The sequence below is a fragment of the Clostridium magnum DSM 2767 genome, assembly GCF_001623875.1.
Lineage (GTDB): Bacteria > Bacillota > Clostridia > Clostridiales > Clostridiaceae > Clostridium_AM > Clostridium_AM magnum.
The window spans coordinates 257,859-270,591 of record NZ_LWAE01000002.1; the positions used below are offsets into that span (position 1 = coordinate 257,859).

The window sequence follows — 12,733 nt, forward strand, 5'->3', positions numbered from 1 at the left end:
CGTAGGGAATATTAGAGCAAGTAGATATTGGATAAATTTATAGATAGAGGAGTGGGTGTAAATGCTAAAAAGAAAAAGTAAATACATTTTATTAGGGTTAGTTATTGTAGGAAGCTTATGGCATCCATCAGTTAAAGCATTAGAATTAAATAAAGAAACAACAGATGTTCATAAAGCATGGAATATAAGGTTTAATCAAAATATTGATTTTAATGATGAAGGTAAAAATAGTATAAGGGTATCAGATAGCAAAGGTAATACTATAACTACAGATATAAGGTCTGGTGATAGTAAAACAATAATAGTAGATGCTCCAAAGGAAGGATATAAAGAGGGAGAGACCTATACTATAGATATAGGTAATAAGATTCATTCAAAGAGTAACGTATATTTGAAAAATGGTGTAAAATGCATTTTCAAAATAAATAAGTCGGATAATAAAATCGGTGATAGTGATAAATATAAAGATCAGGTAGATAATGTAATAAATTTAGGAGTAAATAAAATATTAAAAGATGGAGTTGAAGATCAGTGGCAGGCAGTAGCAGTTTCAAAACATGGTGCTTCAGTTCCTTCTAGCTATTTAACTTTTGTACAGAAGGAGATAAACTCCACAAAGGGAGATATGGAGCAGCCTATAGATTATGCAAGAACGGTAATTGGCTTGATGGCCATAGAAAAAGATCCTACAAATTTTGAAGGATACAATCTTATGGAAAAGATATACAACAATAAACAAATGGAAAATGAAAGTATAAATACTTATATATTTTCTCTTATAGCATTGGATTCTGGAAAATTTGATGTACCTGCTAATGCTTTGTGGACAAGAGATAAGTTAATAAAAACAATATTAGATAATAGAACCTTTGATAAAGGATGGGATTATGCAGGAGACAAAGCAGATCCTGATATGACTGCTATGGCACTTACAGCTCTTGCCCCATATAGAGATAGAGATGATGTAAAGCTTGCTGTAGAAGAAGCAATAGATAAACTTTCATCTATGCAAAATGAAAATGGGGGGTTCTCTTCCTGGGGAACAGAAAATAGTGAAAGCTCATGTCAGGTTATAATTGGGCTGTGTGCTAATGGAATAGATCCTACAGGTGATAAATTTGTGAAGAATGGAAAAAATCCTCTAGATGTACTGCTTGAATATAGAACTGAAGATGGAGGATTTAGTCATACAAAAGAAACTGGATGTAATGGAATAGCAACAGAACAAGGAGTTGAGGCATTAGAAGCATATAAAATGTTTAAAGAAGGAAAAGGAAGTATATATAGTTTTAAATAGAAAAAAGAAAATAGGGAAATGGGGATAGCATGAATGTTGAAGCTTATGAATTTTTCTACATATAATTATGATCTTGAAAGATTTAATTGTGATAGTCAGCAAATAACAGTTTTTTTAGAAAAAAATAATATGGATGGTGTTGAACTCTTAAATCCAATTATGTGGGAAGAAAATATTCTTCCTAAAAAAATAGTTAAAGGAATACATTTGAAGTATTATCCTACATGGCTGGATTTTTGGAATAATAATAAAACTGAACTTTTAAGACAATTTAAAACTATGGATATGGTGGAACAATATTATTTAGGTAATAGTAGAGAGGTTATGATAGAACATTATAGAAAAGAAATTGAGACTGCAACTAAGATTGGTGCAGAGTATATAGTATTTCATGTAGCTCATGTAGAGGTTGAACATACTTATGACTATAACTTTACCTATTCTGATAATAAGGTAGTAGATGCAGCAGTTGATTTGCTAAACCAGGTATTTAAAGGGTTAAACACGAATATAACGCTTTTATTTGAAAATATGTGGTGGCCTGGTTTTACTATGCTTGATAAAAAAATTGCATTAAAATTATTGAATAAAGTTGAATATAAAAATAAAGGATTTATGCTTGATGTATCTCACTTAATAAATACAAATCTATATCTTAAAGATGAAAAAGAAGCGGTTGAATATATAATAAATACTGTAAAGGGTCTTGGAAAACTAAAAAGTCTAATAAAGGGTATACATCTTAATTGTTCGTTATCAGGGGAATATGTAAGGTCCCAAATAGATAAGAAAAAGCAGGAAAAAAAAGAGTTTATACTTAATCCCATGAGTGAAGAGGTATTTATGCATGTCTTTAGAATAGACTGTCATAGACCTTTTACAGATAATAGCATAAGGAAGCTTATTGAATTTATAAACCCTGAATATCTTGTATATGAATTTGTAACAACTTCTATAAGACAGCTTGAAGAATATATTAAAATTCAGGATATGGCATGGGATTATTTTAGAATTTAACTTGTGGAAGAGAAGAGGGCATTGGAATAAGTTATAGTTTGAATTATTTTATTAACATAATATTGATATAATATTGATATAATATTGATATAATATTGACATAGTGTGCAATACGTTATATAATGTAAATATAAACTAAATATTGAAATATTAGGTGCTTTTGTTTCTTAGAAACAAAAGTTAAAAGGGAAAGTGGAAAAGCCACTGCAGCCCGCCGCTACTGTGAGGATGATGAAACCTTATTATATTAGGTCACTGGATAATTTTTATCTGGGAAGACAAGGGAGTAAAATGAATCTGAGTCAGGAAACCTGCCTAGTATTTGTTGATTCTTTCGGAGGGGAAGATATATGCAATTATACGACTATAAGTGTTTGTTGAATCAATAAACATAATTATTTCGTTTTTTCAGAGAACCTCCAATGGTTCTCTTTTTGCGTACTCCTTACTATTGCTAAATAATGATATCTCTTGTTTTATCTTCTTTAGTGGATATATGAATAACGGCCCTATTGTAAATATAGAATCTCAATGATTCACTTAAAATCCAATCCCTCTTCATATTTATTTTTAATCCACTAATAGCACATAATTGAGATATAATTCTATAACAGGGAAGTTTTAACTTCTCTGTCATAGAACCCAACTATAATGTCATAAAAGCTTTTTTATAAATATTGAAATGAATTACTATAACATAGTAGTAGATGTTGTGAAAGAATAGATATATAAAGGAGATACAAATATGAGTAAAAACTATAAATTCTTTAATCATAGAGGATGTGAATTTTTTCCATGTCATAATATAAAAAATAATGATAAATTTAATTGTTTGTTTTGTTATTGTCCACTGTATTTTGTTGAAAATTGTGGTGGAAATAGCACTTATATAAATTGTGTTAAGGATTGTAGTAATTGTATGATACCTCATTCGGAAAACGGATATGACTATATTTTTAAGAAAATAATAGAGATTAATAAAGAAAAAAGAAATGAACTGTAAAGGAGGTTTAATTAATTTTGATTAATTAAAAGGGAATTAAGTTAAAGTTTTTAGCTATCCTATAGTGATTAAAAGGAGGATTTTTTTATGAAGTGTTATTTTTATCAGACCCAATTTTCTGAATATAAACCAGGATTTGTTACTTATCTAAATAAAAAAAATAAAGTAATGATAAAAATTAATAAGCTCTATTTTTATGATTATTGCAAAAGAGTAGTAGGCTTTTATAAAAAACTACAATATTATTATAATACATATTCTTCAAGAGTAAAAAAAATTGTAGAACAAGATGGAATAGATCTTGAAAATATTAATGAGATTCTAAAACTTGAGATGTATTTGTATAACATTGCAAGTATATATCATGATGACACCATATTTGAAGAATGTAACGAACTGGAAGAAAATTTGGAGGAATGGATTCACAATATTGATAAAGATACTTTTCTTGCTTACTTTGATAGTAAGTATGATTTAGATATTTTAAACGATAAAAAGATGTTCTTTAACTTTTTTTCAAAAAAATCTGAATTACCTGGTTTATGTAAAATAGGTCTTGGACAACAGAGGAGTCTCAAAGAATGCTTTTAGTTAGTTTATTGAAATAACTTTAATATATTGCTTGTCCTTTAATATATATAAATGACCAACTATAGGTCGCTTGAATAGTGTCTTGTAGTTGGTCATGTTTTTGTTTGGGGGGCTTTATACTTTAAACTTTTGAACCATTTCATGAAGTTTGTTAGCTAATTCAGTTTGATTCTCTGTTATTTTTGTAATTTCTTCTATAGCTTTTGTGGAGTCATGTATGCTGCTTTGTATTTCATTAGAATATTCAGCAGAACTTTGGGATAGACTAGCCATATTTTTTATTGCTGAGGTTACTTCATTAGTAGCAGCACTAATTTGTTCTGTCATAGAGGCGATAGTGTAAGACATATCATTAATATAGCCTGAATCGCTACTATATTGTTTGCTTATATTTACAAAGTCCTTTAGTTGCTCGTATACATGCTCATTTATAAACTTTAGTATGTCTTCACTATTGGTAGAGATGTTTTTAAAAGCCTCCTGAACCTTTGCTACTGTGGTATGTATGTGTACAACTGTCTCAGAGGACTGCATAGCAAGTTTTTTAACTTCTTCAGCTACAACTACAAAGCCTTTACCCTGTTCGCCAGCTCTTGCTGCTTCAATGGCAGCATTTAGGGATAAAAGATTTGTTCTGGAGGCTATATTTGCTATAACATCTGCCATAGTGCTAATTTCCTCTACTACCTTTCCAGTTTCAATAGCTTTTAGTATTTTTTCCTGTTTTTCTGTAAATAAACTCTCTGTTATTTTCATAGATTCTTGTCCTTTCTTCTGTGCTTTTCCGGCTTTCTTTCTAAATTCTAAGGAATTTTCACTTCCCTGAGATGCTTTTGCTGTAAGTTCATTTATACCTGTACTGATTTCGTCTTCAGAGGAATAGATTTGCTGACTTATTGCACTAACCTCTTCTGCTCCATTAGAAATTTCATCAATATAAGCATTTATTGTTTGCATTTTAGCATTCATTTCTTCAATGGAAGCATAGACTTCTTCACTTAAACAGTTTAGGTTGGAAGAGTTGTTCGTAATTTGTTTTATGAGTTCCTTCATATTTTCTTGGGCTTTATTTAAAGCTGAAATAGTTTGTCCGAATTCATCGTTTCTGTGAATTACTATATTAGTAGTAAAATCACCATTTGCTAATCTTTGTGCAAAATTTTCCATTTTTAACAAAGAATTACTTATTTGTTTTGTAAGAATGATGCTTATAAGAGCTGAAATTGCTAGTATAATTAATATTAGGACTATAGTAAGAGTAACATCATTTTTAAATGTTTTGTGTTTTTTTAAGTTATCAGTTTTTGCATCATCTGAATTTAGTTGTATAATTTTATCTAAAGATTGAAGTACTAAATCTAATTTATTTAAAGTGCTTGGATATAAATTTAAAGATTCTTCAGTTTTTCCTTCGTTAATTAAAGTTATTACATTTTCTTTAATTTCTCTATATTCATTTAACTGAGAAATAAACGTATTATATACTTCCTCTTCGCCAGCAACCCAATCATCTTGCCCATCACTAGTATTATTGTATTCTTCAAGTAGCTTATTATCCTTTTCAGTAAGTTTATGAATTTGATCTATTAATTGTGTTCTCTTTTCATTATTTTTTTCATTAACTAATTCTGACATGTTAACACTTATGTTTAATAAATTTTCTTTTATATTATGTATTTGATTAATGGGTATCAAGTTGCCATTATACATATGATAATAAGATAAACTTAGATCATTTAAATCTTTTAAACCTGTGGCAGCAAGTACTCCTATAAACAAAATTATACATAGAAATGAACTTATAAGCTTAGTTTTTATCTTCATGTTTTTAATTATCCCCATTTTATACCAACCCCCAAAATATCTTATTTTTTTACAGTATTAATATGTATTTTACAAATTTATATAAGCAATTCCTATTCCACTCATTTTTTTTACATATTAGGCTATTTTTATCCGATGACTACCCGCTCTAATACTCCCGCTTCTCAAAGCGGGAATAAAGAGCGGGTACGTCCCTAGATTCGTTCAACTAAGAATCAGGTGGGAGTTAAATGCCTAAGTGGCATTTAACGGGCAAAGCCCCGGGTCGTAGACGAAACTCCATCTGATTCAAGTTTCCACTTCATTACTGATAGTATCAAAATGAAATGTATTTTATATCATTTTGAGAAAGAACTATCTTTTTTCTCGTTTTGATACAGAGTGTTTGCTTTAAGATGCTTTTTACTATAGTTATGAAATTTTTCTTTTTCTATATACATATTTTCATCAGCTGTTTTTATAATAGTATTTATAGAAATACCCTTAGAGGATATAGAATATCCAATACTCATTGTTAACTTAATATCTTTTTCTCTTTTATTCCAAATGAAAATAATATTATTATTTATTCTTCTTATTATTGATTTAACATCCTTTTCACTGCAGGACAGGGCTAATATTATGAATTCATCACCGCCGTATCTAAAAACATAGTCATTTTTTCTAATAGATCTTTTCAATATCTGTGCAGTTGTTTTAATAAGTAAATCTCCATATAGATGGCCGAAGGTATCGTTTATGTATTTAAGATTATTAATATCAATCATAATAACTGCAAAGGAATTTAAATCTGGATTTAAGGATTCTATAATTCTTTGTAAATATTGTCTGTTATATATTCCCGTCAGATTATCTTTAATAGCCTTTTCTTCTATCTGCATAAGAAACAAATATTTTTGAATGGCACTGTTAGTATAGTTTGAGATTACTTGCAGTAATTTTTTCTCTCTTTCTTCTACTTCTGTTTCTATATCTGTTTGTATAAATATAAGAGCTTTATTGTTATTTTCTAGATGTAATGCTGAGGTGATAAGATTTTTATCATCTATTTTTATTAACTCAATTGAAGAATCTTCTGTATAAAAGAATTCTTTTAGATTTTCATTTATATACTCCTGTATATTTTCTGTAAATCCATCTATATTGTTAACATTGTAATAATCATCATCCATATATCTTTTAATAATTATACTTATATGGTCTACACTGATTATTTTATTAAATACAACTGATGCTCTTATTAAAATTTCCTCTAAATCATATACTTCTGTCAGCAAACTGTTAGCCTGAACAAGTATATTTAAATTTTCAATACTTTTTTCCAGTAATCTGAGCATTTTTTCCTGTTCAGAAACATCTCTTGTAAGCATAAGCAATCCGTCATATTTATTGTCTTCATCATGAATGGCTATATATTTATTTTCTAAGTATTTGTTGCTTCTTTTCATTATTCTTTCCCATCCATTTATCTCACCAAGTTTAACCTTTAAAAGTTTATCTTTAATTATGCTATTTCTATGTTTTCTATGAAAATCGGTAAAACTGCTTCCTAAAATATCTTCTATATTTTTATTTCTTATTGATGCAGCAAATTTATTACAAAATTGTATTTTGTCATGCTTATCTATTAAAATTACACCTATATCTGGTAGTTTATCTAAAATGCTCTCCCAATTTGTATTTATGTTACTATCTATTTTTGTGTTTTGGATATATGAAGGGTTTTGTGAATTGTAGTATTGATTATAATAATCATCTATTATTTCTAAGAAATTATTTAGTATAGAACCGTCAAATTGAGTATTGCTATTTCTTATAAGCTCGTCCTTTCCTTCTTGAAGTGTTAATATGTTTCTATAATTACGAAATGATATCATAGCATCAAAACTATCGCAAATACTTATTATTCTAGCTTTTAGTGGTATGTCTTCTTCTTTTAATTTTGAACAGTACCCTTCCCCATCATATCTTTCATGGTGATATAATATTGAATCATGGACTTTGTCTAAATACCTAGAACTGTTTAGAAGGTTTACGCCATTAATAGGGTGTCTCACAATTATACTTCGCTCTTTAGCATCTAGAGGTCCCGGTTTATATAAAATTTTTGAAGATATATTTAATTTACCTATGTCATGAAGTAATCCCCCTAAAGCAACGTTTATACATTCCTCATCTGAAAGATTCATTTTACGAGACAATAAATATGAACTTAGACATACATTTAAACAATGGGTGTAAACACAATGATATTTGTGTTTTAGTGCTAATAATAATGTATTTGTTACTTCATCCTTTTCTATTAAAGCTTGAAAATAGTTAATCAGTTCAATTTTATTAAGCATACATATCCCATCCTTTTACAGTAAAAATCACATTAAAAAAAGACCTTCTGTTTCGAAGGTCTTTTTAATCTGCACACCAAAATTAGATCATTAATGACTAATCAATAAAAAATTACTGTACATTTTTACCTTTCTTTCCCTCCGAAAGACTTTGTTTAAACTAACAAGGCAGGTCTCCTGGCTCAGATTCATCTTACTCCCTTCTCTTCCCAAAGCATTAGCTTCAGTGAGATATTAGGTTTCATCATCATTACAGTAGCGGGGGCTGCAGCGGATTTTAACCGCTTTCCCTTTTCATTTCTTTTTACAAAGAAACACCTTATTAATAATATTTAATTTTAGTTATCTAGACAATAATTTTTAGGTATTTACAAAATCATATATAATAATACTATATTTACCAATATAGTACAGCATATATAAAAAATTGTCAATAGCGTAATTTAGTTTCATTTTGATAAAAGTTGTCAATATAAAACTTTTAGGTGTAGCATTATAATAATTAAATGAAGAAACTTGGTAAAAATTAACATTTGTATCATTGGCATGAAAAATGCTTTGTATAATAAATTAATATATCTATACTTATAGTTGTGCAAAAGTAAGGAAAGGATGGTGTTATTCAAATGAATAATAAAGATTTTTTTTATTGTATAACAGAAAAATGTAACAAAATATCCTTAATGAAAAATTGTTTTGACAACTTAAGCTTCATATCAGAAGAGTTCGTTTTAGTATCAAAATGAGTCGGTTTAAAAGGTTTTTATCAATTTGAAACTTAACTAATTCTCGAAATGATAATATTTATAGAAATAATATGAAAATTAAGGCTTCCGATATTGGCACGAAAGTTGCTATATATAATTATAGTTTGAGATAAATTAAAAAAACCTAAACCCTAAAATAAAAATTACTTAAGAGCAGCCCTCCTGTACTTAAGTAATTTTTATTTATATAGTAATTGAATTAGATGGAAGTTAGTTATGGTACAAATTTTGAATATAGCAGTTTCAAAATGATAAATATTATCGTTTTGAAACTAAAATGTGTATCGTTTTGGAAAAAATAATAAAAAAGTAATAGATTTACAAAGTTTGTAACGTTGGCATGAAAGTTGCTGTAAAATAAGTGAGAAATAAATACAAAATGACAAGATTATATTGGAGGGATTACTATGAGAAAAATTGTAAGTGTTTTACTAAGTGTTTTGTTTGTAGTTTCAGTAATATTCACTGGATGCGGTAAACAAGAAACGGCGGCAACTAACGCTGATGCAAAAAAAGGAGAAACTTTAGTTTATGGAGCTGAATCTGAAGATGAAAAACTAAATCCTATACTTACACCAGCTTATGCAAATGCATTAATCTTTAGAGGACTTATGAGATTTGACGAAAATAATGCAACTAAACCAGATATAGCTGAATCCTATACAGTATCAGATGATAAACTTACATATGACTTTAAACTTAGAAAAGGTGTTAAGTTCCATGATGATAAAGAACTTAAAGCTGAGGACGTAGTATTTACTATTAAAAGCATATTAGATGAAAAAGTAAATTCAGAAATTAAGCCTGAATTTGAACAAGTTAAAGATGTACAAGCTATTAATGATTATGAAGTTAAAGTAGCTTTAAAGAAACCTTTTCCACCACTTTTGGATAAACTTACTATAGGAATAGTTCCAAAGCATTGCTTTAATAGAAAGGATATAAATACTGCTGAGTTTAATCAAAAACCAATTGGTGCAGGTCCATTTAAATTTGTTAAATGGGATAAAGGAAACAATATAACTTTAAACAAGTTCAAAGACTTTTATGGAAAAACAGGAAATATAGATACTTTTGTATTTAAATTCATACCTGATTACAATGTTAGAGCAATGCAGCTTCAAATAGGGGAAATTGACTTAGCATTACTTGAGCCAAGTCAGGTAGCAAAACTAGACAAGTCAGATAAAGTAAAGGTTAATAAAATACCTACAGCAGACTACAGAGGAATAATGTTTAACTTTAAAACAAAGGCAATTTTTAAGGATGTAAATGTTAGAAAAGCTCTTAGCTATACTACTGATAAAAAGGGAATAGTTGATGGTATATTACTTGGATATGGTGAGGTAGCGTATTCTCCAATCCAATTAAATAAGTATAATAATCCAGATGTAGAAAAATATGAATATAACCTCGACAAAGCAAATGCTCTTTTAGATGCAGCAGGATGGAAAAAAGGTGCTGACGGTATAAGAGAAAAAGATGGTCAGAAATTATCTTTTTCATTATTTGCAAGAAATAATGATGAAGTTAGAGTTAAAATTGCAGAATATGTATCAGCTCAAGGTAAAAAGGTTGGCTTTGACATAAAAGTAGATGCAAGGGATCCTAAGGCTATGAAAATAAAAGATACAGAAGCTTTTGTGGTTGGATGGGGAAGTCCATTTGATGCAGATGATAACACTTACAGCATATTCCATTCAAGTCAAATAAATTCTGGAAGTGGTTATAATTTTGGTTCCTATATAGATCCTAAGATTGATGAAGCACTTGTATAGATCCTAAGATTGATGAAGCACTTGAAAAAGCAAGAACAACTTCTGATGAAAATGAAAGAAAGAAGTATTATGCAGAATTTCAAAAGGAGTTAGCAGAAAATCCTGCGTTCAGTATGGATGTTTATTTAACAGCTCTCTATGGAGTAAATAAGAGAGTTTCTGGTTATAACGATAAGAGAGTCTTAGGACATCACGGGGAAGGTTTCATATGGAATGCTGAGGAGTGGAATATACAATGATTTCAAGATTTATAGCAAAAAGAATCTTTCAGGGAATTGTGGTTATATTCTCTTTAAGTATATTAAGCTTTGCTATTATAAATGCTGCACCGGGCGATCCGGCCACAGCTTTATATGGACCTCTAGCAGATAGACTTACCACAGAAGAAAGGGCAAGAATCAATAGAAATTATGGTGTTGACAGACCAGTAACTGAAAGATATATAAAGTGGACAAATAATATGATAAAAGGAGATTTGGAAGTCTCTTATTTAGAAGGAAGAAAGATTACAGACATATTAAAAGAGAGAATACCTAATACTTTAATGCTGTTTTTAAATTCAATTACACTAATACTAATATTCTCACTAATATTAGGTTTAAAAGCAGGTTTTAATGAAGGTTCCCTGTGGGATAAATTTATAAGTGGAATAAGTGTAATATTTTATTCCATTCCTTCCTTTTGGCTGGCTCTTTTATTTATAATAATTTTCTCAGTTCAATTTGGTTTTCTACCTTCCTCAGGAAATAAAAGCATAAGTGGAGAAGGAGGAATAGTCGATACTGCAAGACATCTTATAATGCCTGTTTCTGTAATGGTTATTGCCCATGTAGGTGCTTATGCAAGATTTATTCAAGAAAAGGTTAAGGAAGAGAGCAATAGTCATTATGTAACTGCAGCAAGATCAAATGGAATGGAAGAGAAAAAGCTTATGAAGGGAATTATAAAAAATGCATTGGTACCCTTTATAAATTATCTTGGAATAACCATACCTGGTTTCTTTGGAGGTTCTGTTATGATTGAAACGGTTTTCTCATGGCCAGGCTTAGGTATGATAAGTGTTAAAGCAGCAAACTCCAAAGATTATCCATTATTGATGGGAACTATTTTTATAACAGGAGTTATGGTAGTTTTAAGCATAATTATAACGGATATATTAGAGCTTTCGATAAATCCTTCTTTAAGAAAGCAGGTGACATAATGAAAAAAAATTTTCATACTGTATGGATAGTATTGCTTTCAATTATAGTTTTTGGATCGTTTTTTGCCCCTTTTATAGCTCAGCATAGTCCTTATGAAGTAGAGTTATCAAAGGTACTTCAAAAACCGAACGGTACTTATATCATGGGTACCGATGCAATGGGAAGGGATATATTTGCAAGAATAATATATGGAGGAAGGGTTTCCTTAAGTGTTGGATTTTTTTCTGTTATCATATCAACAGTTATAGGAATCATCTATGGTGGAATAAGTGGTTATTTTGGAGGAAAGCTGGACAATTATATGATGAGGCTTTTAGATACATTTCTCGCTATACCTACATTAATAATAATGCTTGCGCTTCAAGCTATTATAAGAGGCGGACTTGTAAGCATTATATTAGTAATTGGCTGTACTTCATGGCTTGCCACTGCAAGAATAGTGCGATCTCAGTTTTCAGAGCTTAGAGATAAAAATTTTGTTAAGGCTGCTATTGTTATAGGAACACCTACCTGGAAAATATTAATCAACCATATTCTTAAAAATAGTATGCCGGCTATTGTAGTAATAGCTACCTTAAACTGTGCTCAATCTATATTTATGGAAGTATCTATGAGTTTTCTTGGAATAGGGGTTCCTCAAGGTACTCCTTCTTGGGGTAACATGCTTACTAATGCACAAAGTGATATCTTATCAGGAGCTTGGTGGGTAGCTGTATTCCCTGGGGTTACTATAGTAATTGCCATGCTTTGTATTAACTTTATTGGTGAGTACCTAAAGAAAAAGGTTACTTATGTACAGATATCTAACGTCTAAACTTAACTTAGATCCGGTATTACTAAGGACATCTCTTCCGCACTGTTAACAATTTAAAGTTATCTCTAAGGCGTTTCGCTAAGAGCTAACTTTAA

9 protein-coding genes, 1 pseudogene and 2 riboswitches are annotated in these 12,733 nt (G+C 29.6%); of the genes and pseudogenes, 7 read left to right on the forward strand and 3 right to left on the reverse strand.

Features of this window, described 5'->3' with window-relative positions; all coding sequences use genetic code 11:
* The first annotated feature begins 61 nt into the window (after positions 1-61).
* Both CLMAG_RS08840 and CLMAG_RS08845 read left to right on the forward strand, forming a co-directional pair.
* On the forward strand, positions 62-1,297 hold the full coding sequence (locus CLMAG_RS08840) for an Ig-like domain-containing protein (protein ID WP_066621191.1): 1,236 nt from the start codon (positions 62-64) through the stop codon (positions 1,295-1,297).
* A gap of 33 nt (positions 1,298-1,330) precedes the next feature.
* Positions 1,331-2,314, forward strand: a complete 984-nt coding sequence (locus tag CLMAG_RS08845) for a TIM barrel protein (RefSeq protein ID WP_066621193.1) — start codon at positions 1,331-1,333, stop codon at positions 2,312-2,314.
* 135 nt (positions 2,315-2,449) lie between these two features.
* A riboswitch (cobalamin riboswitch) is annotated at positions 2,450-2,647 on the forward strand.
* Positions 2,648-2,768: 121 nt separating this feature from the next.
* On the opposite strand, the gene CLMAG_RS33385 is transcribed toward CLMAG_RS08845, so the two are convergent.
* Entirely contained in the window at positions 2,769-2,951 is a 183-nt protein-coding gene (locus CLMAG_RS33385; RefSeq protein ID WP_207647053.1) for a hypothetical protein, read from the reverse strand.
* Positions 2,952-3,059: 108 nt separating this feature from the next.
* On the opposite strand from CLMAG_RS33385, the gene CLMAG_RS08850 reads away from it, so the two are divergent.
* Both CLMAG_RS08850 and CLMAG_RS08855 read left to right on the forward strand, forming a co-directional pair.
* A complete protein-coding gene (locus CLMAG_RS08850; RefSeq protein ID WP_066621196.1) occupies positions 3,060-3,317 on the forward strand; it encodes a cysteine-rich small domain-containing protein in 258 nt (85 codons plus the stop codon).
* An 87-nt stretch (positions 3,318-3,404) separates the two neighbouring features.
* The gene (locus CLMAG_RS08855) at positions 3,405-3,908 is read left to right on the forward strand and encodes a hypothetical protein (protein ID WP_066621199.1); all 504 of its coding nucleotides are present in this window, start codon (positions 3,405-3,407) and stop codon (positions 3,906-3,908) included.
* Between the two features lie 114 nt (positions 3,909-4,022).
* Here CLMAG_RS08855 and CLMAG_RS08860 read toward each other — a convergent pair whose 3' ends face one another.
* Positions 4,023-5,750 (reverse strand): methyl-accepting chemotaxis protein, encoded by a 1,728-nt coding sequence (locus CLMAG_RS08860; protein WP_066621202.1) that lies wholly within the window; start codon positions 5,748-5,750, stop codon positions 4,023-4,025.
* 320 nt (positions 5,751-6,070) lie between these two features.
* A complete protein-coding gene (locus CLMAG_RS08865) occupies positions 6,071-8,077 on the reverse strand; it encodes a diguanylate cyclase (protein WP_066621205.1) in 2,007 nt (668 codons plus the stop codon).
* A gap of 150 nt (positions 8,078-8,227) precedes the next feature.
* Positions 8,228-8,414, reverse strand: a riboswitch (cobalamin riboswitch).
* An 837-nt stretch (positions 8,415-9,251) separates the two neighbouring features.
* On the opposite strand from CLMAG_RS08865, the pseudogene CLMAG_RS08870 reads away from it, so the two are divergent.
* The 3 genes and pseudogenes from CLMAG_RS08870 to CLMAG_RS08880 all read left to right on the forward strand — a co-directional run bounded on the left by CLMAG_RS08870 (position 9,252) and on the right by CLMAG_RS08880 (position 12,638).
* A pseudogene (locus CLMAG_RS08870) lies at positions 9,252-10,861 on the forward strand (ABC transporter substrate-binding protein).
* Positions 10,858-11,823: an ABC transporter permease gene (locus tag CLMAG_RS08875; protein WP_066621208.1), complete on the forward strand. Its 966-nt coding sequence runs from the start codon at positions 10,858-10,860 to the stop codon at positions 11,821-11,823. The pseudogene CLMAG_RS08870 and the gene CLMAG_RS08875 overlap by 4 nt, the downstream one beginning before the upstream one ends.
* Positions 11,823-12,638 (forward strand): ABC transporter permease, encoded by an 816-nt coding sequence (locus CLMAG_RS08880; protein ID WP_066621210.1) that lies wholly within the window; start codon positions 11,823-11,825, stop codon positions 12,636-12,638. Before CLMAG_RS08875 ends, CLMAG_RS08880 begins: the two co-directional genes overlap by 1 nt.
* Positions 12,639-12,733: the final 95 nt, after the last annotated feature.

Excerpts from the sequence above, each read along its gene's own strand:
- CLMAG_RS08880 (WP_066621210.1), top strand. The coding sequence starts at position 11,823 with ATGAAAAAAAATTTTCATACTGTATGGATAGTATTGCTTTCAATTATA.
- CLMAG_RS08850 (WP_066621196.1), top strand. The coding sequence starts at position 3,060 with ATGAGTAAAAACTATAAATTCTTTAATCATAGAGGATGTGAATTTTTT.
- CLMAG_RS08865 (WP_066621205.1), bottom strand. The coding sequence starts at position 8,077 with ATGCTTAATAAAATTGAACTGATTAACTATTTTCAAGCTTTAATAGAA.
- CLMAG_RS08855 (WP_066621199.1), top strand. The coding sequence starts at position 3,405 with ATGAAGTGTTATTTTTATCAGACCCAATTTTCTGAATATAAACCAGGA.
- CLMAG_RS08860 (WP_066621202.1), bottom strand. The coding sequence starts at position 5,750 with ATGGGGATAATTAAAAACATGAAGATAAAAACTAAGCTTATAAGTTCA.
- CLMAG_RS08845 (WP_066621193.1), top strand. The coding sequence starts at position 1,331 with ATGTTGAAGCTTATGAATTTTTCTACATATAATTATGATCTTGAAAGA.
- CLMAG_RS33385 (WP_207647053.1), bottom strand. The coding sequence starts at position 2,951 with ATGACAGAGAAGTTAAAACTTCCCTGTTATAGAATTATATCTCAATTA.
- CLMAG_RS08875 (WP_066621208.1), top strand. The coding sequence starts at position 10,858 with ATGATTTCAAGATTTATAGCAAAAAGAATCTTTCAGGGAATTGTGGTT.
- CLMAG_RS08840 (WP_066621191.1), top strand. The coding sequence starts at position 62 with ATGCTAAAAAGAAAAAGTAAATACATTTTATTAGGGTTAGTTATTGTA.